This is a genomic window from Limnohabitans sp. Rim11, assembly GCF_001269365.1.
Classification (GTDB): Bacteria; Pseudomonadota; Gammaproteobacteria; order Burkholderiales; family Burkholderiaceae_C; genus Limnohabitans_A.
The window spans coordinates 106,893-126,790 of sequence record NZ_CXOM01000003.1 but is presented as its reverse complement, the minus strand read 5'-3'; the positions used below and the strand labels follow the sequence as shown (position 1 = coordinate 126,790).

Here is a 19,898-nt window from a genome sequence, read left to right as displayed (position 1 = left end):
ATTCATTATGAAAATTCTCGTTACCGGAGGCGCAGGCTTCTTAGGCGCACGCTTGGCCCGTGAGATCCTTAAAAAAGGTGAACTCAATGGCAAAAAAGTCACAGAGTTGCACATTGCCGATTTGTTCCCTGCACCCGCCGACTTGTTGGCGGACCCCCGCGTCAAAGGCCATGCTGGCCCCATGCTGGAACAAGGTCCTCTGTTTGAAAGCGGCTTTGATGGCGTGTTCCATTTGGCATCGGCTGTGTCTGGCGAATGCGAACAAGACTTTGACTTGGGCATGCGCTCCAACTTAGACAGCACTCGTTTGCTCTTGGAAGGTTTGCGCAAAGCGGGTAACGTACCGCGCATGGTGTTTGCCAGCTCGGTGGCGGTGTTTGGTCCCGACCCCAGCAACCCCATGCCCGATATCGTGACCGACAACACCCTGCCCTCCCCCCAAACCTCTTACGGCACCCACAAGTTGATGCTGGAATATTTGTTGGCAGACTTCACACGCAAGGGTTATGTGGATGGCCGTGCGGCTCGTTTGATGACGGTCACCGTGCGCCCTGGCAAGCCCAATGGCGCGGCTTCTTCTTTCTTCAGTGGCATCATTCGCGAGCCTCTCGCTGGCATGGAATCTGTCTGCCCCGTGGACGAAAACGTCTCGCACTCGGTGTCTTCACCCAACAACACCATCAAGTGTTTGATCACCATCTTTGAGGCCAGCCGCGAAGCCATGCAAGGCCGTCTGGCTTTGAATTTGCCCGGCCTCAATGTGACCGTCAAAGAAATGCTCAAAGCCTTGGAAGATGTGGCGGGTCCTGAAGTTCGCAAGCACGTGAAGTTTGTGCGCAACGAACAGATTGCTGGCATTGTGGCCAACTGGGCCAAGGGCGGTTCTGCACAACGTGCGGCTGCCTTGGGCTTGAAACCCGATGACTCTTTCAAAGACATCATTCAACAGTACATTGACGACTGCAAACTGCCTTACTACCCATCGCATGCGCTGGATGGTTTGAAGAAGTAAGCATGCAACGCAAGCTGGTCGCTGTCGATTGGGGCACCTCTTCTTTAAGAGGGACACTCATCAACAGCGATGGCGTGGTACTTGAGAAGCGCGCCTTTCCTCAAGGCATTTTGCAAGTGGCCCATGGCCAGTTTCAACATGTCTTTGAGCAGCGGTTTGGCGATTGGATGGGCGCAGACAGCTTGTGCCTCATCTCAGGCATGGCCGGTAGCCGACAAGGCTGGCGTGAAGCCCCCTACTGCCCGTGCCCCAGTGGCTTTGAAGACATTGCCCAACACCTTCAGTGGATTGAGAAAGACCGCATTGGCATTGTGCCGGGCTTGTCGACTTGGAACGACGACACACCCGATGTGATGCGGGGTGAAGAAATTCAAATCTTTGGCGCATTGGCAGCGCAGAATATTCAAACTGCGCAGTTTGTATTGCCGGGTACGCACAGCAAATGGGCACAGGTTATAGACGGCAAAATTTCTGCCTTCAAAACTTTCATGACGGGCGAGTTTTACGCCTTGCTCAGCCAGCACTCCATCTTGGCCAAAACCTGTTTGCCCGATGCACCCCTTAAAAAAGAAGTTTTCATTGACGGTGTGATGCAAAGTCAAAAATCTGGTGGTCTGCTGCACCATGCATTCACCGCACGAAGCTTGGCCTTGTTTGAAAAACTGAGCCCAGCACAATCGAGCAGTTACATTTCGGGCTTGCTGATTGGTGAAGAGATTAGAGCCGCCAAGTCGGACAATACAGATGACAGCACGCCATTGTTAATCTTAGGCAATGGCCAACTCAACCAACGCTATGGGTTTGCCATGGAAGCCTTGGGTCTGTCTGCAACAACCGTTGCCGATGAAGTGACTTGGTCAGGCCTCTGGGCATTGGCGCACCATTTGTATCCAAATGATTTCAATTTAAGCTAAGCGCATGACACCTCTGCTTTCTCAATTTAATGCGCACATGGACAGCCTGCCATTGGTGGCCATCTTGCGCGGCTTGAAACCCGAAGAAGCCTTAAGCGTGGGCCAAGCCATCGTGAATGCGGGCTTTCATATTCTGGAAGTGCCTCTCAATTCGCCTGATCCACTGCGCAGCATTCAAATTTTGGCGGAAGCATTTCCCCTTGCCTTGGTGGGTGCAGGCACAGTGACCACTGCGCAACAAGTTCGCGACATCAAAGCCGCAGGCGGACAACTCATTATTTCGCCGCATCTGGATGACAACGTGGTGTGCGAAGCCGTCAACCAAGGCTTGGTTTCAATGCCAGGTGTCGCCACACCTTCAGAAGCCTTTCGGGCCTTTGCACTGGGGGCTCACGGACTCAAATTGTTTCCAGCCGAAATGATCAGCCCTGCTGTTGTCAAATCAATGCGGGCTGTTTTGCCCACTCACATGAAACTCATTCCTGTTGGCGGCATTGGCATTCACAACATGGCCGATTACCGCAAAAGCGGCGCCTCTGGCTTTGGCATTGGTTCGGCACTGTTTGCGCCAGGTAAATCAGCCCAAGCTGTGGGCGAATCTGCAGATGCATTTGTTCAGGCTTGGAAGGCGATCACTTAACACCTAGCCCCCGCGGTTTTTTTCAATCAGACAGAATACGTTTTATGAGATTACTTCACACCATGCTTCGCGTTGGCAACCTTCAACGCTCGATCGACTTCTACACCAACGTGATGGGCATGAAATTGCTCAGAACTTCTGAAAATCCAGAGTACAAATACTCATTGGCATTTGTAGGTTATGGCAACAACCCAGACCATGCAGAGTTAGAGCTGACCTACAACTGGGGCGTTGAAACTTACGAAATGGGCACAGCCTACGGCCACTTGGCCATTGCCGTGGCCGATGCCTACGAAGCTTGCGAGAAGATTCGCAACGCAGGTGGCAAAGTCACCCGCGAAGCTGGCCCCGTCAAAGGCGGCACCACCGTGATTGCCTTCGTCACCGACCCTGATGGCTACAAAGTAGAGCTAATTCAGCGCAGCTTAAGCTGACAAGCTTCACGCGCAAGTTGCTCAATGCGCGCCCAATCGCCTTTGGCCAAAGCATCGGCGGGCACCAACCAAGAGCCTCCAACGCAAGCCACGTTGGACAAGCTCAAGAACTCTGAAGCGTTCTGAGGTGTCACGCCACCGGTGGGGCAAAAGCGCACATCAAAGAAGGGGCCACCCCAGGCTTTTAGCATGGCGGGTCCACCCGCTTGCATGGCCGGGAAGAATTTCAGTTCGGTGTAGCCGTCTTCTTGCGCCATCATGATTTCGCTGCCTGTGGCCACGCCGGGCAACAAAGACAAACCTTGATCGCGACACGCTTGGCCCACCGCCGAGGTGTAACCTGGACTGACCGCAAATTTGGCCCCTGCGTTGGCTGCTGCTTTGGCATCCGCTGCACTGCGCACGGTACCCGCGCCCACCACGGCATCTGGCACTTCCTTGGCAATGGCTTCCATGCAGGCTAGGGCTTGAGGCGTGCGCAAGGTCACTTCCAACATGCGAATGCCACCGGCCACCAAGGCACGCGCCATGGGCACGGCATGGGCCACATCGTTCAAAACAATGACGGGAATGACGGGGGCGTCTTGCATGACTTGCAAGGCCGTGAAATGTGGTTTGTTCATATCGTTCATAGCCATGTGCAGGCTCCTTCTTCAGCTCTCAAAGCATGCTTGCGCAAATTGGTAAACAGCTCTCTTCCCATGCCACGGCTGTTGGCCGCTTGCAGTTCTGGGGGCATGGTAGCGGGAATTCGGGCATTCCAAGTTTCTGGATCGACCAATACTTGCAAGGTGCCTGCTACAGCATCCATGCGAATCATGTCGCCATCTAATACGCGTGCCAAGGGTCCGCCGGAAGCAGCTTCTGGCGACACATGAATGGCGGCAGGCACTTTGCCAGAAGCGCCACTCATGCGGCCATCGGTGACCAAGGCCACTTTAAAGCCCTGCCCTTGCAACACGGCCAGGGGCGGTGTGAGCTTGTGCAACTCGGGCATGCCATTGGCTTGTGGGCCCTGCCAGCGCACCACACACACCACATCTTTGTTCATCTGGCCGGCGTCAAATGCGGCCATCAATTCTTCTTGTGAACTGAACACCTGAGCAGGCGCTTCAATGACGTGGCGCTCTTCAGGCACAGCCGACACCTTGATCACACTCCGGCCCAAGTTGCCTTGGAGCAAACGCAAACCACCTGTGGCACTGAAAGGTGCAGATGCAGGACGAACAACCGTTTCATCTTTGGAGGCACCGATGTCTTCCCAACTCAACTGGCCATTCACACCCACTGGCTTTTGCGTAAATTCACGAAGGCCACCCGCGCGCACTGTCAGTACATCGGCATGCATGAAGCCCTCATCCAACAGCTCACGAATGACATAGCCTGGGCCACCCGCCGCTTGGAATTGGTTCACATCGGCACTGCCATTGGGGTAAACGCGTGTGAGCAAAGGCACCACATCCGACAGCGCAGAAAAATCATCCCAATCAATGATCAAGCCTGCCGCGCGCGCCACGGCCACCCAGTGAATCAAGTGATTGGTAGAGCCACCGGTGGCCAACAAAGCCACCATGGCATTGACGATGCAACGCTCATCTACCAAATGACCAATGGGTGTAAAGTTTTTAGCTTTGACCAATTGCAAAACTGTACGTACTGATTCACGCGTCAGTTCTTGGCGAAGGCCATCACCTGGATTGACAAACGCCGTACCGGGCACATGCAGGCCCATGGCTTCCAACAACATCTGGTTGCTGTTGGCGGTGCCATAAAACGTGCAAGTGCCTTCGCCGTGATAAGCCGCAGATTCTGCTTTGAGCAATTCTGCGCGGCCCACCAAACCTTGTGCGGCTTGTTCGCGCACTTTGGATTTTTCGTTGTTCGACAAACCACTGCCCATGGGGCCAGCGGGAACAAACACAGTAGGCAAATGGCCGAACTGCAAAGCGCCAATCAATAAGCCCGGCACAATTTTGTCGCACACGCCTAGCATCAGTGCCGCATCAAATACATCGTGACTCAAAGACACGGCCGTCGACATGGCAATGACATCGCGGCTGAACAAACTCAGCTCCATGCCAGGCGTACCTTGCGTCACACCATCGCACATGGCTGGCACACCACCCGCCACTTGAGCAGTTGCGCCCCACTTGCGCGCTTCGTCTTTGACCAAATCGGGATAGTGCTGCAAAGGGGCATGCGCAGACAACAAGTCGTTGTAGGCGGTGACCACACCGATATTGGGGCCCCGCTCGGCGGCACTCACCACCGGAATGGCCGCTAGGCCTGAGGCACGTGATTTGTCTGCCGGTGGCATGGCCGCAAAGGCGTGCGCCACATTGGCGCAACCTAAACGGTCTGCGCCTGGCTTTCTGGCCGCGGCTTCATCGATTTGCTGCAGATAGGCCGAGCGTGTCGCTTGGCTGCGCTGTGCAATTCGGGCGGTGACTTGGGCAACAATGGCGTTCAGGGTCATAGGAGGTCGAATTGATTTGAAATTGGCCTTGTAACTTTGTTACATAGCGAATGGTAACTCGCCATCTCCCTCTTTGGTGCACTCAGAGTTACAAACAGGTTACGAATATTTATCGTTAACGACTTCACACCTTCTGGTTTACCCTCAAAATAGATGCAACACATCGATGCAATTACTTTGAAATTTTCAACGCCCTCCCTCAGCATGAGAGCCGGTCAAGCCATCTGCGAACCCAGCAAAGAAGCCTTGCTGTCGGAGTGGCCTGCGACACAAGATTTGTGGGTGTTTGCGTATGCCTCTCTGATTTGGCGGCCAGAATTCGATGTATTGGAGCAACACCTGACAAAAGTTCAAGGCTGGCACCGTGCCCTCAAAATGTGGAGCCGGTTAAACCGCGGCTCGCCAGAATGCCCGGGATTGGTCTTTGCACTTCTTTCCGGCGGCAGCTGTCAAGGCATGGTGTTTAGAACGCCCGCCGCGGACGTCAAGCAAACCATCGAAAAGTTGTGGTTTAGAGAAATGCCCAACAACGTTTACACCACGCGTTGGTTGCAATGCCCGACCCCCAAGGGCCCCGTCAATGCCTTGGCCTTTACCTTGCCTCGCAACAGCCCCAGCTACACAGGTGATCTATCCCCTTTGCAATACAAGCACATCTTTCAAAGTGCCAAAGGCCGCTACGGCAGCACCTTAGACTACGCGCAAGAAACATTGAAGAGCCTTAAACAACACGGCATCCACGACAAAGCACTTGCGGCTTTGTTAGAACATGCCAAGGACTGACCATGAACATCGCCGATTTACGCAAGAGTTATGAAAAAGCAGAGCTGAGTGAAGATGCGTCTGACGCCAACCCCCTCAAACAGTTTGAGCGTTGGTTGAATGAAGCCATTCAATCTGAAGTGCCTGAGCCCAACGCCATGACTGTGGCCACGGTGGCCAGCAACATGCGCCCAAGCACGCGCGTGGTGCTGATCAAAGGCTACGACGAACGCGGCATTGTTTGGTACACCAACTACGACAGCCGCAAAGGCCAAGAGTTAGCTGGCAACCCTTTTGCCGCACTGCAATTTCATTGGGTGGAGTTAGAACGTGTGGTGCGCATTGAAGGCCGTATGGAAAAAGTCAGCGACGAAGAAAGCGATGCTTACTTTCAAAGCCGACCGCTGGACTCGCGCATTGGGGCATGGGCTTCACCGCAGAGTCAAGTCATTGATGGCCGCACAGTGTTGGTCACCAACGCTGCCAAATACGCAGCTCAATTTATGTTGAACCCACCCCGCCCCCCTCATTGGGGCGGCTATCGCTTGGTGCCCGATCAATGGCAATTTTGGCAAGGCCGCAAGAGCCGACTGCACGACCGACTCCGTTATCGTTTGAATGAAGGCGAATGGCTGCGAGAACGCTTGGCGCCTTGAGTGCGGGTGAATTAGTCGGGCAACAAAGGCAGCAAAGCCATCACCAAGCTAACACTCACGATGGCGAAAGCAGTTGATACTGCCACGGCAGCAGTCACAACGTCCTCTTCTTTTTGGTAGCGCTGAGAAAACAAAAACACATTGGCACCGATGGGCAAGGCAGCCGCCACCACCATCACGGTTAAGTGCAAGCCTCGCATGCCCATGGCATAGCCTGCCGCCGCCATCAAAAACGGGTGCACAAAAGTTTTGACAATAGACAATTTCAGCGCACCTTTGACATGGTGGCCGATGGGTGTTTGGGCCAAAGTAATGCCCACCAACACCAAAGCAACCGGCCCAAAAGAAGCACCCAACAATTGAAGCGGTTTGTCAAGGATGGGATGCAAACCCCATCCAGTTTGCGCATAAATCAAGCCCGCCAAAATAGGCAGTGGTACAGGATGTAACACCGCATTTTTAATGGCCATGCCCACTGTTTTAAGCATGTGCCTAGACTCACCGGTTTCACTAGCTTGTTCATGCGCCATTTGCAGTTCTAGCACCACCGTGGCCATGGTAAGGAGCACCAAAGCATGCAAAGAAATGAGCGTGAACAACAACACCTGGCCGGACTCACCATAGGCCAAACCAATGAGAGGCACGCCAATCATGAGGGTGTTGCTGAAGATACTGGCCAAGGCAAGTACAGATGCGCGTGAATCTCGCCCGTACAACATGAGCATGACAAAAAACAATCCACCCGCCACCAAAAAGTATTGAAAAACAGGTTGCATGTCGAGTTTTTCAAGGTGCACAGAACTCATGGTTCTAAACAACAAGGCCTGCGTGAGAACCAGAAAAACCAAATTGGACAAATCTCGAACAGCATCAGGGCGAACCAATTTGGCGCGCCCCGCCACAAAGCCAACCAAGATCAACAAGACGACAGGCAGCAGCGAGGATAAAACGGGGTGATCAAAATTCATGACACCCTGATTATCAGGGCATCATGATGTCATCATCGTCCGCTGGGTTGTTAGAAAGTTGCCATCACACCCAGCTTCAAGCTTCTACCTGGCAGTGGCGACTTGCCGGGAGCAGTTGACGTCAGGATAGAAGTGGCGCTGTAGGCCCATTGGTTGCTCAAGTTATCAAGCTTGCCAAACCAACTCAGTGTGGTGCCTGACAACTTTTGTTTGTAGCTCACAAAGCCGTGCCATAAGGTGTAAGACTCCGTGGCCATACTTCCTGTTGGCACACGGTCTTGGGCTGCATGCCAATCAAAACCCAAACGAGCTGTCCATGGACCGGATGCATGCAGCAAACTCGCGCCCAGGCGAACTGGTGAAATACGCGGCAAAGGTTCGCCTGAAGTCAGATTGCTAGCCCGAACGGCATCGGCTTTAAGAACCAAATCAAGCGTACCCGCTGTTTGCAGCAATCGCGTTTGGGCAGAGGCTTCCACACCAGAAAACTGGGCTCGCACGCCTTGGTAAACCTGAACAGGCAAGTCTTCTTCAATCTCAGAGCTTCCTAGCAAGCCGATGAAATTTGAAAATTGACTTTGAAAGGCTGTCACTTTGAATTGATTCGGACCCTGTTGCCAATCTGCCGAGACATCAAAGCTGTTGGCTTTTTCAAGACCTAGATTTGAATCGCCTCGCTCCCAAGCTGCCGTGGCAATGTGAGGGCCATTGGCAAAGAGTTCGTAATCTTTGGGTGCACGCTCTACACGTGATGCATTGGCACTGAGGCGCCATTGCGGTAAAACTTGCCAAGAAACAGAAGAAGCCAAGCTTTGAGGGGAAAACTTGCGAACACCCAACTCAAATCGGTCTACGGTGGGGTCGGGATTACCAAGCGATTCAACCGACACATTCTCTCGGCGAATTCCTAGGTTAAAACGAGTTGAACCGACGGCGTACTCTTCAATCAGGAACAATGCCTGAGTACGGGTGTTGCTGAAGGGTGCAAATGCTTCTGCGCCATCGGCAGAAAATTTGCCGAGTTCAGATTGCCATCCCCAAACGCCTTCCCAAACACCTGTTGCTGAACGCCAAGGCTTGTGTCGCAATTGAACGCGAACATCATGACCTTTGTTGGCAAACAAGGTACCGGCTTCGCCTGCATCAAATTCAGTGTGCTTGTAATCGGTCTGACTCGCTTGAAAATTCAAACTTTGAACGACGCCAGTTTCTGCGCGCCATTCTCCTTCGAGTGCCGCGCGTTTAGACTTCATACCAATGGTCACCTCGTCTTCAGCGACTGTGCCGTAATTGCTTTGGTAACTGTTGACAGACAAGCCCAGATAGCCACGGTCAAAGAACACACTGGCGCCAACTGCCCCTCCCTGTCCCTCGCTGGCAGAGTTACAAATGCGGGGGGCCAACTCAGGCGATCCTGGCTTGTTGCAAGCCAAATTTTGTGGCACTTTGACGTCGCTGGTGCGACGATCAAACGCATCGGCATGAAACACCCAATCGCCTTGCCCAACTTCCAACATAGCACCGTTTGAACGCTCGCGATTACCAGAAGCCAACTGAGATTGCGCTTTACCAGTCAAGCCTTGCATTTTTTGGCGTGGAATGCGGTTGTCAATGACGTTAACCACGCCTCCAATGGCGCTTCCGCCATACTGCAATGCAGAGGGACCACGCAGTACTTCGATGCGTTCTGTGCTTAACACATCCATGGGGACTGCATGATCATAGCTGAGTGAAGATGCATCCATACTGGCACCACTGTTGTTGAGCACGCGAATGCGGTCACCATCCAAACCGCGAATGATGGGACGACTGGCATTGGGACCGAAATAAGTACTGCTTACACCAGGCAACTGGTTTAACGTTTCTCCCAAGGTGCTCTGACCTTGTTCCAGCAAGGATTGTCCAGACAAACTGCTAACAGCACTGTTTGTAGACGACTTAGAAAGAGGGTTGCCAGTGATCACCACTTCTTGAATGGCTTGTGCCATCACGGTAGGAACAAACAAGCCGCTACTGAAAGCTATCAGGCTGGTTGTAACGAAAGAAAAATTAGACGCGCAAGGCAACCGCAAGCCGCCCTGCAGGGAAGAAAATGTAGACATGAAAAACCTTTGAAAATGGATAAGCACTCAAACAAAAGTTTGAGCAAATAAAACAAGAATCAAAGGAAAGCAGGCGGTGCGCGCGCAGAGAATGCGAGCAGGCGCTCAGAAAATAATGGCTCAGACTCGACCGCCAAATACAAAGGCGTGAATTCAAGGATGCCAACCGATGTATCTTGCGTTTGAAGGCCTTCGCCAGATGCGAGGTGGTCCAATGCCAAACAAAGTAAAGACCCCTCTTCGTGATCACTGAAAAAGCCATTTTCGGCTTGATGATGATCCGCAGAATCATGTGCGTGATCGTTCGAAAGATTGTGAAGAAGCGCAGGTCCGTGAACGATTTTGTGAATTTGCCCCCAAACGGGCGCAAGCATCACTGCACTGATGAGCAGTGCTTGAAAAAACCATTTGAACTTAGCGTGCGAAATCACTTAGCGCGGACCCACTCAGAAAAAGTTTTCTTGAACTTCCAAACTTTGGGAGCGGCCACAGCCAAGCAATAGCCTTGTGTTGGATTGCGCTCAAAAAAGTCTTGGTGATAGTCCTCTGCCGCGCTGTAATTTTGCAAAGGCAAGACTTCGGTGACCACTGACGAGTCAAAGACGTCATCGGCATCTATTTCGGCAATGATGGTTTTTGCAGCTTCAGCTTGCGCCTGGGTGGTGAAATAGATACCGCTTCGATATTGCGTACCGCGATCATTGCCTTGACGGTTCAAGGTGGTGGGATCGTGAATGACGAAAAAGATTTCCAGCAAAACTCTGGTGCTAATGACTTGAGGGTCGTAGACCAGTTTCACTACTTCGTTGTGCCCTGTCATGCCTGAGCAGACTTGTTCGTAAGTTGGGTTGAGTGCTTGGCCATTGCAATAGCCAGACTCAACATCTAGGACTCCTTTGACTTGTACAAAGACGGCTTCTGTGCACCAGAAGCAGCCGCCGCCAAGGACCAAAGTTTCAGCATGAAGTGGAAATTGCATGTGTCTATTTTGACCTAAATTCAAGATCACCTTGCCAATGACCTCGCTTGATGTATGCACATGTCACCTGTCAGACAGGGTACTTGATAGAACAAGCCCATAGAACATTTCGCATGACGATAAAATGTGCACATCTTTAATCTTAGATGGATTTACATCATGAAGCCTAGCTTTCAATGGGACGACGCCTTTTTGCTAAACGAACAACTGAGCGAAGATGAACGAGCTATCGTTGATGCCGCGCACAACTTCTGCCAAGAGAAATTACAAACTCGCGTCTTGATGGCCGCACGTCATGAAAAATTCGACCGCGAAATCATGAACGAGTTTGGCAACATGGGTTTCTTGGGTTCCACCATTGAAGGCTACGGTTGCGCGGGTTTGAACTACGTTAGCTACGGCTTGGTGGCGCGCGAAGTAGAACGCGTCGACAGCGGCTACCGCAGCGCCATGAGTGTGCAAAGCTCTTTGGTCATGCACCCCATCAATGAATACGGCTCTGAAGCCCAGCGTCAAAAGTACTTGCCCAAATTGGCCACTGGCGAATGGGTTGGTTGCTTCGGCCTCACAGAACCCAACCACGGCTCCGATCCCGCCAGCATGCTGACACGCGCCAAGCCTGTCGACGGCGGCTTCATCATGAAGGGCGCCAAGATGTGGATTACCAACGCTCCCATCGCCGATGTGTTTGTGGTCTGGGCCAAGTTGGAAGGCGAAGGCGACGGCCAGTCTGCCATTCGTGGTTTCATTTTGGAAAAAGGCATGAAGGGCCTCACCGCCCCCAAAATTGAAGGCAAGATGAGCTTGCGCGCCAGCATCACTGGCGAAATTGTCATGGACGATGTGTTTGTGCCCGAAGAAAACATGTTGCCCAACGTGTCTGGTTTGAAGGGCCCCTTTGGCTGCTTGAACAAAGCCCGTTACGGCATTGCCTGGGGCGCTTTGGGTGCCGCAGAAGACTGCTGGCACCGTGCGCGCCAATACACCATGGACCGCGTTCAGTTTGGCCGCCCCTTGGCCCAAAACCAATTGATCCAAAAGAAATTGGCCGACATGCAAACCGAAATCACATTAGGCTTGCAGGGCTGCTTGCGCGTGGGCCGATTGATGGACGAAGGCAAATCAGTGCCCGAGATGATCAGCCTGATCAAGCGCAACAGCTGCGGCAAAGCCTTGGACGTGGCCCGAATGGCGCGCGACATGCACGGCGGCAATGGCATTCACGACGAATACCACGTCATTCGCCACATGATCAACTTGGAAACCGTCAACACCTACGAAGGCACACACGATGTGCACGCGCTTATTTTGGGTCGTGCACAGACGGGTCTGCAGGCTTTCTATTGATCATTGCTCACTGGACCCCTTTGGGTCACCCCTAAAAAGACCGCAATTGCGGTCTTTTTTTTGACTTTCTTTGACATGGATGCTTGACGCTCAAAATCTAAAACCTTACATTACTAACCAACGAGTCATTAAAAGTGTCAGAAGCCCTCTCCCCCCCCAAACGCGAACGCAGAAAGCAGCACCGGCCTGGTGAATTGCTGGAGGCTGCCTTGGATTTGTTCGTCGAAAAAGGCTTTGCTGCCACTCGCGCAGAGGAAGTGGCTGCGCGCGCAGGCGTATCGAAAGGCACACTGTTTTTGTATTTCCCTAGCAAAGAAGAGTTGTTCAAGGAGGTAGTCCGTGAAAACGTGGTCAAACCTGTCACCGAAGGGGCTTTAGAAGCCGCCAATTTCAAGGGTACAAGCCAACAACTCCTCAAAAGCATGATGCTGGAATGGTGGCGCAGGTATGGCTCCACCAAGGCCTCTGGCATTACCAAATTGATCATCAGTGAAGCTCACTCTTTTCCAGATTTGGCAAGCTTCTATCAGGAAGAAGTGATTTACCCCTCCACCAAATTACTCAAAGATGTCTTGGAACGGGGACGCCAACAAGGTGAATTTAAAAACTTCAACACCGAGCACACCGCCATGGCGGTCATTGCGCCGCTGCTGTTTTTAATCATGTCCAAACATTCCAGCGCCCTGTGCCATCAGGGTTCACAACAACCCAACCCCGAAGAATTTATTGCGCAACATGCCGATCTGATTGTGCGCGGATTGTCGATTGAAAATTAAATGAAGCTCTCCAAAAGAAATATTCTGCTCATCGTTTTGCTGATCGCAATCGCTGCCTTCGGCGCCTACAAGTTTGCGTCCAACAAAAATAAAACCGCTGAAGCCCTCAGCACCAAACCACAAGCCAACCTGCCAATTGAACTCACTATCAGTGATGTCTTCAATGCGCAAACTATCACCATGACGCAAGGTTTGCCTGTCTCTGGCACCTTGAAGGCAAGCAGAAGCGCCATGATCAAGGCGCGTGTGGCTGGTGAATTGATGACATTGGAAGTGCGTGAAGGCGATGCAGTCAAAGCGGGTCAAATCATTGCCAAGGTAGACCCTACTGAATACTTGGCCAGGCAGCGACAGGCGCAACAACAAGCAGAAGCCGCACGCGCGCAAGTTGAAATTGCACAGCGTCAATTTGACAACAACAGCGCCTTGGTCAACCAAGGTTTTATCTCTAAAACTGCCCTAGACACTTCGATAGCCAGCCTCAATGCGGCCAAGGCAACGCATCAAGCCGCCCTCTCCGCTTTGGACGTCACCAGCAAAGCGGTCGAAGATTGCATGCTCAAATCACCCCTCAATGGTTTTGTGAGCCAGCGCTTGGCACAAGTGGGTGAACGTGTGGCGCCTGAAGCGCGCATTGTGGAAGTGGTCGACCTGTCGCAATTTGAACTGGAAGCCACGCTCACACCGACAGATGCTTTGAGCGTCAAAGTAGGGCAAGCTGCCAAACTCAACATTGAAGGTTCCACACAAGAAGTCGCCGCCAAGGTTTTGCGAATCAATCCCAGTACGCAAGTCGGTAGCCGCAGCATCTTGGTTTACTTGGGTATTCAGGGCCACCCTGCGCTTCGCCACGGTGTTTTTGTGCAAGGCACGCTGGGCACGCAAAAAATTCAAACTGTGGCCATTCCGCTTGAAAGCGTTCGCACTGACAAATCAACGCCCTATGTGCAAGTGGTGCAAGACGGCAAAGTGGCTCACGTGAAAGTAAGTGTGGGCGCCAAGGGCGAAGTCAGTGGCAAAGCCCTGATGGCAGTACCCGAAATTGTAGAAGGCACGCTGGTTCTGACACCCAGTGCAGGAGCCCTGCGTGAAGGCACCTTGGTTAAGTTGCAAACACTGCCAAAATAAACCACCGAGATTTCAATATGTGGTTCACACGAGTCAGCCTTAAAAATCCCGTCTTTGCCACCATGGTCATGCTGGCCTTTGTGGTCATGGGATTGTTTGCCTTTCAAAAGCTCAAAGTCGATCAATTTCCAAACATTGATTTTCCGGTGGTGGTGGTCCTTACAGAATACCCAGGGGCATCACCCGAAATTGTAGAAAGCGAAGTCTCTAAAAAGATTGAAGAAGGCGTCAATGCCATTGCCGGTATCAGCGCCCTCACTTCTCGCAGTTATGAAAATCAATCGGTGGTCGTCATTGAGTTTCAGCTCAACATGGATGGTCGCAAGGCCGCCGACGATGTCAGAGAAAAAGTAGCAGGCATTCGCGCCACTTTGCGTGATGAAGTCAAAGAGCCCCGCGTCATTCGATTTGATCCGACCAGCCGCGCTGTGTGGTCCTTGGCCGTTTTTCCAGATTCACAACAAGGCGCCAAGGGCACCAGCCTGGTTGAGCTGACCAATTACTCAGAACAAATTATCAAAAAACGACTCGAGAACGTCAGGGGTGTCGGCGCAGTCAATGTATTGGGGGGTAGCAGACGCGAAATCAACATTTACCTGCGCCCAGATGCCATGGAATCTCTGGGTGTCAGCGCCGATCAAATTGCGGCTGCAGTGCGCAATGAAAATCAAGATTTGCCTGTTGGTTCACTGCGATCTATTTCACAAGAACGTGTCATTCAAGTTCAATCGCGCGTCAAAAGGCCCGAAGACTTTGCCAACATCATCGTCGCGCGCAAAGGAACAACGCCCATCCGTTTGGCGCAAGTAGCCACCATCAAAGACGGCGCGCAAGAATTAGAAAACATGGCTCTTTACAACGGCGAGCGAACCTTGATGCTCACCGTGCAAAAGGCGCAAGATGCCAACACCATTGAAGTGGTCGATGGCTTGTATGCCACCCTGACAGAACTCCGCAAACAAATACCTGCTGGCATTCGGCTAGAGCCCGTCTCTGATAGCTCCCGTCAAATTAGAGTGGCGGTCGACAATGTTCGGAGAACCTTGATTGAAGGTGCCTTGCTCACCGTGCTCATTGTGTTTTTGTTTTTAAATTCATGGCGCTCTACAGTCATTACAGGTCTCACCTTGCCAATTTCTTTGATTGGCACCTTCTGGTTCATGAGCATGTTTGGCTTTACTGTCAACATGATCACCTTAATGGCCTTGTCCTTGTGTGTAGGACTGCTCATTGACGATGCCATTGTGGTTCGTGAAAACATTGTGCGCCACGTTCAAATGGGCAAAAAACCCTACGACGCGGCCATGATCGGTACCGAAGAAATTGGCTTGGCTGTTTTGGCCACCACCTTGTCCATCGTGGCCGTGTTTCTGCCCATCGGTTTTATGGAAGGCATCATTGGCAAGTTTTTCCACGAGTTTGGCATCACCATTGTGGCGGCTGTTCTAATCTCGATGTTTGTGAGTTTTACCCTCGACCCCATGCTCTCCAGTGTGTGGCACGACCCCAGCATCCACATGACGGGCGATCAACTGAAGGACCCCAAAACTTCAACCCATCTGTATGACCGAACCATTGGCCGTGTGACGCATTGGTTCAACCTTCAAACTGATCGCATGGCCGAGAAATACCAAAGCATGCTGGCTTGGGCACTTGATCACAAAAAATCCACGCTGTCTTTGGCCGTAGGTATTTTTATCACCAGTGTTTTGATGGTGCCACTTTTGGGGACCGAGTTTGTCCCCAAAGGCGACTACTCCGAAACTACCTTGAATTTTCAAACACCTGTTGGGACATCACTGGAAGCAACGGCACTTAAAGCCAAACAAGTCGAACAAATTGTGCGTGAGTTTCCAGAGGTCAAATACACCCTGACGGGCATGAACACACCCAACGCACAAGGTAAAAACAACGCCAGCATTTACATTCGTTTGGTAGACCGCAAATTACGCCAACGAAGTGTTGAAGACATTTCTGTTTTGTTACGGCAGCGATTGTCACAAGTGGCCGGCATCACGGTCACGCACGTGGGCACCTTGGACTCAGTGGGCGGCAACAAACAGATTGAGTTTTCACTCCAAGGCCCAGACCAACGCGAACTAGAACGCCTCACCCTCAAAATATTGGAACAAGTCAGAACCATCCCAGGCTTGGTCGATCTTGACTCCAGCGTCAAGCCCAACAAACCCTCCATCGCCATTCAGCTGAAGCGTGAATCGGCGTCTGAGATGGGCCTCAGTGTGGCACCCGTGTCAGGCTCTCTGCGCACCTTGGTTGCGGGCCAAACGGTAGGCAACTGGCGTGCCCCCGACGACCAAACTTACGATGTCAACGTGCGCTTGGCGCCAGAGTTTCGCAATAGCCCTCAAGACTTAGAACGCATCCCATTCAGCCTGCCTTCAGCCGATGGCTCGACCAAGACGGTTCGGCTAGGTCAAATTGCATCCGTTGAAGAAACTTCTGGCTCCAACCAAATTAACCGCCGAGACCTCATGCGCGAGGTCTCGATCAACGCCAACGCCTCGCGCCGATCGGCCGGTGAAATATCCAACGACATCCGGAAAATTTTAGAAGCCAGTGCATGGCCACCCGGCTATCGCTACCAGTTTGGTGGCTCTACCAAGAGCATGAACGAATCATTTCAGTACGCCTTGACCGCGCTCATGATGGCCGTTATTTTTATTTACATGATTTTGGGCAGCCAATTCAAAAGCTTTTTGCAACCTTTGGCCCTTATGACATCGCTGCCCTTGACCTTGATCGGTGTGGTGTTGGCCTTGATGACTTTCCGGTCGGCTTTGTCGATGTTCTCGGTCATTGGCGTGGTCATGCTCATGGGTTTGGTCACCAAAAACGCCATTTTGTTGGTCGATTTCACCATCCGAGCCCGTGAAGGCAGTGTCTCCGACACGGGCGAGACAGTGCCAGGTTTGAGCCGAAATGAGGCCCTGCTGATGGCGGCCAAGGTCAGGCTGCGCCCCATTTTGATGACCACTTTGGCCATGATTTTTGGCATGATGCCCCTTGCATTTGCCATCACGGAAGGCTCCGAACAACGCGCGCCAATGGGCCAAGCCGTTATTGGCGGTGTCATTACGTCCTCTCTGTTGACCCTGGTGGTGGTGCCTGTGGTGTATTGCTACATGGACGATTTGGGTGAATATTTGAAACGCCTCTGGCATGGCAAGCCAAAATCGAGCCATTGATGGCCGCGAGAAGTTAAAATAAAGACAGTTAGAATTAGATACCCCCTGGAGTAAAAATGAACATCGAAACCGCTCGCTTCAACATGATCGAACAACAAATCCGTCCTTGGGAAGTTTTGGATGGCCAAGTTCTGTCCTTGTTGTCGGTAGTCAAACGCGAAAACTTTGTTCCTTTGGCCCACAAAGCTTTGGCCTTCGCCGACATGGAAATCCCCCTTCAGTCTTCTGGGGCTAAGGGTCAGTGCATGTTGGCCCCCAAGGTAGAAGCCCGTCTTTTGCAAGATGCCAACATCCAGGCCACCGACAAAGTTTTAGAGATTGGCACCGGTTCAGGTTACATGGCAGCGCTTTTGGCTCAGCAAGCCGCCTCTGTGCTTAGCCTTGAAATTGACCCTGCCCTTGCCCAATCAGCTCGCACCAATTTGCAAAATGCTGGCATCGCCAATGTCGAAGTTCGCCAAGCAGATGGCAGCCAAGGCGCGCCAGCCGATGGTCCGTTTGATGTCATTGTTTTGAGTGGCTCTGTGCCAGAAGTTCCCCAACATTTGCTTAACCAACTCAAAATGGGTGGCCGCTTGTTGGCCATCGTCGGTGAAGACCCCGTCATGCGTGCCAGCGTCATCACGCGCAATGGTGAAACACAGTGGCAAACCTCTGAGCCTTGGGACACCATGGCGCCTCGCCTGCAAGGTTTTCCTGAGCACAACCGCTTCAGTTTTTAAGACCCTGTCGCCCTTTAATTCTTCGGCCTTCACCATACACTGCCATGCAACAAGTCAGCCCTTCCCAATTCAATGATTGGCTTCAACAAGCCGCCTCTATAGGCCAGCCCTTGGTTTTGGACGTTCGTGAAACTTGGGAATGCCAATTGGCCAGCATTGCACCAGCTGGCTGTGAAGTTTTGATCATGCCCATGCAAACCATTCCCGCTCGTTTGATGGAACTCGACAAATCGAGACCCATTGCGTGCTTGTGTCACCACGGTGGACGGAGCATGCAAGTCGCTTTGTTTTTAGAGCAGCAAGGTTTCAGCAACATCACCAACATCAGCGGTGGCATTCATGCTTGGTCTAACCAAGTCGATGCCAGTGTGCCTGTTTATTAAACAATTTTTAAAGCGGCTTTTTCCTCGAAAGAACTCCATGAACTTGCGCATTCTTCCACTCACGCTGGCCCTTACGGCTGCATTCTCAGTATCGGCCCAAGCACAAAGCCTGTTGTCTTTATTTACAACAGCACGCAGCTACGATGCAACCTACAAATCGGCTCAATCGCAATACACGGCCAACCTGGCAAAAGCGGATCAATCCAAGGCATTGTTGTTGCCCACCGTTGGCCTCTCTGCCAACATCAACAGAACCGAAGTAGAAGCACTTGCTTTATCAGCAACAGCCTCAGCCCAAAGCCGATCAGCCACGCTCAGCGCTTCTCAGCCCTTGTACCGACCTGCCAACTCAGCGACTTACCAACAAGGACAACGTCAACTTGAATTGGCCGCTGTGCAACTCAAGGCTGCTGAGCAAGACTTGATGGTGCGTTTAAGCCAAGCCTATTTCGATGTTCTCGTTTCACGCGAAAGCCTTGATTTTGTCAAAGCGCAAAAGGTGGCTGTGGGTGAACAACTGGCTGCTGCCAAACGCAATTTTGAAGTAGGCACCTCCACCATCACCGATTCACGCGAAGCCCAGGCGCGCTTCGATTTGGTGGTGGCCCAAGAGATTGCCGCCGACAACGACCTGCGAATTAAGCGTCTGGCTTTGAATCAACTGGTCGGATTGAACAACATTGAGCCCAAGTCTTTGTCTACCAAAGCCAAACTGTCTGCGCCTGATTTGCAAAGTTTGGATCAATGGGTTCAGCAATCTTCTGCCTCCAACCCATCCATCATTCAAAGTCGTGTGGCCTTGGACATTGCCAAATTGGAAACAAGCAAAGCCGAAGCGGGTCATAAGCCAACTTTGGATTTGGTCGCAGGCTACACACCCACCCGCTACAACAACGGCAGAGGAATTGGCACACAAGCTGACGCCAACACCAGTTCCGTCAGTTTGAATTTCAACATGCCCCTGTTTGCAGGTTTTGCCACACAAAACCGCATCAAGGAAACGCTGGCCTTAGAAGACAAAGCACGCTCCGATTTAGAAGCTGCCGAGCGATCTGTCGCTCAAGCCACTCGCACCGCATTCTTTGGCCTGCAATCTGGCATTGGTCAAGTCAATGCACTTCAAGCGGCAGAGACTTCCAGCCAAAGCGCATTGGATGCCAACAAATTGGGCTACCAGGTCGGTGTTCGCATCAACATCGATGTCCTGAACAGCCAAAGCCAGCTGTTCCAAACCAAACGCGATTTGGCCAAAGCACGGTACGATGTTTTGTTGGGTCAACTTCGCCTGCGTCAAGCGACTGGTACTTTGACAGAGGCCGATTTAGCCAACATCAACGCGTTGCTCAATCCTTGAGTTGAAAGGCCCCGTGATTAATTCAAACGGGGCCTTAAA

Annotated in this window: 18 protein-coding genes; 13 read left to right on the top strand and 5 right to left on the bottom strand. The window is 52.1% G+C overall.

The genetic code is table 11. The features are described from left to right. Positions 1–7: 7 nt before the first annotated feature. From denD to gloA, 4 genes are read left to right on the top strand one after another with little or no spacing between them, the layout of a single operon-like run. Positions 8–1,012 (top strand): D-erythronate dehydrogenase, encoded by a 1,005-nt coding sequence (denD, locus tag AMM03_RS09685; protein WP_090131052.1) that lies wholly within the window; start codon positions 8–10, stop codon positions 1,010–1,012. A 2-nt stretch (positions 1,013–1,014) separates the two neighbouring features. Beyond that, positions 1,015–1,926, top strand: coding sequence for a 2-dehydro-3-deoxygalactonokinase (locus tag AMM03_RS09680; protein WP_090131051.1), 912 nt, complete (start codon positions 1,015–1,017; stop codon positions 1,924–1,926). 4 nt (positions 1,927–1,930) lie between these two features. After that, complete coding sequence (locus AMM03_RS09675; RefSeq protein WP_090131049.1) at positions 1,931–2,566, top strand: 2-dehydro-3-deoxy-6-phosphogalactonate aldolase; 636 nt, start codon at positions 1,931–1,933, stop codon at positions 2,564–2,566. A 44-nt stretch (positions 2,567–2,610) separates the two neighbouring features. Further along, positions 2,611–3,000, top strand: a complete 390-nt coding sequence (gloA, locus tag AMM03_RS09670) for a lactoylglutathione lyase (protein WP_090131047.1) — start codon at positions 2,611–2,613, stop codon at positions 2,998–3,000. Here gloA and eda read toward each other — a convergent pair. Both eda and edd read right to left on the bottom strand, forming a co-directional pair. Next, on the bottom strand, positions 2,982–3,638 hold the full coding sequence (eda, locus tag AMM03_RS09665) for a bifunctional 4-hydroxy-2-oxoglutarate aldolase/2-dehydro-3-deoxy-phosphogluconate aldolase (protein WP_228764644.1): 657 nt from the start codon (positions 3,636–3,638) through the stop codon (positions 2,982–2,984). The two genes, gloA and eda, sit on opposite strands and share 19 nt — an antisense overlap. After that, positions 3,629–5,476, bottom strand: a complete 1,848-nt coding sequence (gene edd / locus AMM03_RS09660; RefSeq protein ID WP_090131045.1) for a phosphogluconate dehydratase — start codon at positions 5,474–5,476, stop codon at positions 3,629–3,631. Before edd ends, eda begins: the two co-directional genes overlap by 10 nt. A 204-nt stretch (positions 5,477–5,680) precedes the next feature. On the opposite strand from edd, the gene AMM03_RS09650 reads away from it, so the two are divergent. Then, positions 5,681–6,259 carry a gamma-glutamylcyclotransferase gene (locus AMM03_RS09650; RefSeq protein ID WP_090131041.1) on the top strand — a complete coding sequence of 193 codons (579 nt, stop codon included), beginning with the start codon at positions 5,681–5,683 and terminating at the stop codon, positions 6,257–6,259. Between the two features lie 2 nt (positions 6,260–6,261). Then, positions 6,262–6,894, top strand: coding sequence for a pyridoxamine 5'-phosphate oxidase (gene pdxH, locus AMM03_RS09645; protein ID WP_090131039.1), 633 nt, complete (start codon positions 6,262–6,264; stop codon positions 6,892–6,894). An 11-nt stretch (positions 6,895–6,905) separates the two neighbouring features. Here the strand turns inward: pdxH and AMM03_RS09640 are convergent, their stop codons facing one another. The 3 genes from AMM03_RS09640 to msrA all read right to left on the bottom strand — a co-directional run bounded on the left by AMM03_RS09640 (position 6,906) and on the right by msrA (position 10,943). Then, entirely contained in the window at positions 6,906–7,862 is a 957-nt protein-coding gene (locus AMM03_RS09640; RefSeq protein WP_090131037.1) for an AEC family transporter, read from the bottom strand. A gap of 50 nt (positions 7,863–7,912) precedes the next feature. Next, positions 7,913–9,964: a TonB-dependent receptor gene (locus AMM03_RS09635; protein ID WP_090131035.1), complete on the bottom strand. Its 2,052-nt coding sequence runs from the start codon at positions 9,962–9,964 to the stop codon at positions 7,913–7,915. Positions 9,965–10,391: 427 nt separating this feature from the next. Then, the gene (gene msrA, locus AMM03_RS09625) at positions 10,392–10,943 is read right to left on the bottom strand and encodes a peptide-methionine (S)-S-oxide reductase MsrA (protein WP_090131031.1); all 552 of its coding nucleotides are present in this window, start codon (positions 10,941–10,943) and stop codon (positions 10,392–10,394) included. Positions 10,944–11,102: 159 nt separating this feature from the next. On the opposite strand from msrA, the gene AMM03_RS09620 reads away from it, so the two are divergent. The 7 genes from AMM03_RS09620 (at position 11,103) to AMM03_RS09590 (ending at position 19,859) form a co-directional block, all read left to right on the top strand. Continuing rightward, positions 11,103–12,290 (top strand): acyl-CoA dehydrogenase, encoded by a 1,188-nt coding sequence (locus tag AMM03_RS09620; RefSeq protein WP_090131029.1) that lies wholly within the window; start codon positions 11,103–11,105, stop codon positions 12,288–12,290. A 134-nt stretch (positions 12,291–12,424) separates the two neighbouring features. Then, positions 12,425–13,066: a TetR/AcrR family transcriptional regulator gene (locus tag AMM03_RS09615; RefSeq protein ID WP_090131027.1), complete on the top strand. Its 642-nt coding sequence runs from the start codon at positions 12,425–12,427 to the stop codon at positions 13,064–13,066. Further along, entirely contained in the window at positions 13,067–14,194 is a 1,128-nt protein-coding gene (locus tag AMM03_RS09610) for an efflux RND transporter periplasmic adaptor subunit (RefSeq protein WP_090131025.1), read from the top strand. It abuts the gene before it with no gap. 17 nt (positions 14,195–14,211) lie between these two features. Beyond that, positions 14,212–17,400 (top strand): efflux RND transporter permease subunit, encoded by a 3,189-nt coding sequence (locus AMM03_RS09605; protein WP_090131023.1) that lies wholly within the window; start codon positions 14,212–14,214, stop codon positions 17,398–17,400. Positions 17,401–17,456: 56 nt separating this feature from the next. Continuing rightward, positions 17,457–18,122, top strand: coding sequence for a protein-L-isoaspartate O-methyltransferase family protein (locus AMM03_RS09600; protein ID WP_090131021.1), 666 nt, complete (start codon positions 17,457–17,459; stop codon positions 18,120–18,122). A 44-nt stretch (positions 18,123–18,166) separates the two neighbouring features. Then, on the top strand, positions 18,167–18,505 hold the full coding sequence (locus AMM03_RS09595) for a rhodanese-like domain-containing protein (protein ID WP_090131019.1): 339 nt from the start codon (positions 18,167–18,169) through the stop codon (positions 18,503–18,505). A gap of 37 nt (positions 18,506–18,542) precedes the next feature. Further along, the gene (locus AMM03_RS09590) at positions 18,543–19,859 is read left to right on the top strand and encodes a TolC family outer membrane protein (RefSeq protein ID WP_194942846.1); all 1,317 of its coding nucleotides are present in this window, start codon (positions 18,543–18,545) and stop codon (positions 19,857–19,859) included. Positions 19,860–19,898: the final 39 nt, after the last annotated feature.

What these genes read in the sequence shown, in the direction of transcription:
- AMM03_RS09605 (WP_090131023.1), top strand. Translation starts at nt 14,212, where the DNA reads ATGTGGTTCACACGAGTCAGCCTTAAAAATCCCGTCTTTGCCACCATG.
- AMM03_RS09650 (WP_090131041.1), top strand. Translation starts at nt 5,681, where the DNA reads ATGAGAGCCGGTCAAGCCATCTGCGAACCCAGCAAAGAAGCCTTGCTG.
- AMM03_RS09640 (WP_090131037.1), bottom strand. Translation starts at nt 7,862, where the DNA reads ATGAATTTTGATCACCCCGTTTTATCCTCGCTGCTGCCTGTCGTCTTG.
- pdxH (WP_090131039.1), top strand. Translation starts at nt 6,262, where the DNA reads ATGAACATCGCCGATTTACGCAAGAGTTATGAAAAAGCAGAGCTGAGT.
- eda (WP_228764644.1), bottom strand. Translation starts at nt 3,638, where the DNA reads ATGGCTATGAACGATATGAACAAACCACATTTCACGGCCTTGCAAGTC.
- msrA (WP_090131031.1), bottom strand. Translation starts at nt 10,943, where the DNA reads ATGCAATTTCCACTTCATGCTGAAACTTTGGTCCTTGGCGGCGGCTGC.
- AMM03_RS09610 (WP_090131025.1), top strand. Translation starts at nt 13,067, where the DNA reads ATGAAGCTCTCCAAAAGAAATATTCTGCTCATCGTTTTGCTGATCGCA.
- AMM03_RS09590 (WP_194942846.1), top strand. Translation starts at nt 18,543, where the DNA reads ATGAACTTGCGCATTCTTCCACTCACGCTGGCCCTTACGGCTGCATTC.
- AMM03_RS09620 (WP_090131029.1), top strand. Translation starts at nt 11,103, where the DNA reads ATGAAGCCTAGCTTTCAATGGGACGACGCCTTTTTGCTAAACGAACAA.
- AMM03_RS09595 (WP_090131019.1), top strand. Translation starts at nt 18,167, where the DNA reads ATGCAACAAGTCAGCCCTTCCCAATTCAATGATTGGCTTCAACAAGCC.
- AMM03_RS09600 (WP_090131021.1), top strand. Translation starts at nt 17,457, where the DNA reads ATGAACATCGAAACCGCTCGCTTCAACATGATCGAACAACAAATCCGT.
- denD (WP_090131052.1), top strand. Translation starts at nt 8, where the DNA reads ATGAAAATTCTCGTTACCGGAGGCGCAGGCTTCTTAGGCGCACGCTTG.
- AMM03_RS09635 (WP_090131035.1), bottom strand. Translation starts at nt 9,964, where the DNA reads ATGTCTACATTTTCTTCCCTGCAGGGCGGCTTGCGGTTGCCTTGCGCG.
- AMM03_RS09675 (WP_090131049.1), top strand. Translation starts at nt 1,931, where the DNA reads ATGACACCTCTGCTTTCTCAATTTAATGCGCACATGGACAGCCTGCCA.
- edd (WP_090131045.1), bottom strand. Translation starts at nt 5,476, where the DNA reads ATGACCCTGAACGCCATTGTTGCCCAAGTCACCGCCCGAATTGCACAG.
- AMM03_RS09680 (WP_090131051.1), top strand. Translation starts at nt 1,015, where the DNA reads ATGCAACGCAAGCTGGTCGCTGTCGATTGGGGCACCTCTTCTTTAAGA.
- gloA (WP_090131047.1), top strand. Translation starts at nt 2,611, where the DNA reads ATGAGATTACTTCACACCATGCTTCGCGTTGGCAACCTTCAACGCTCG.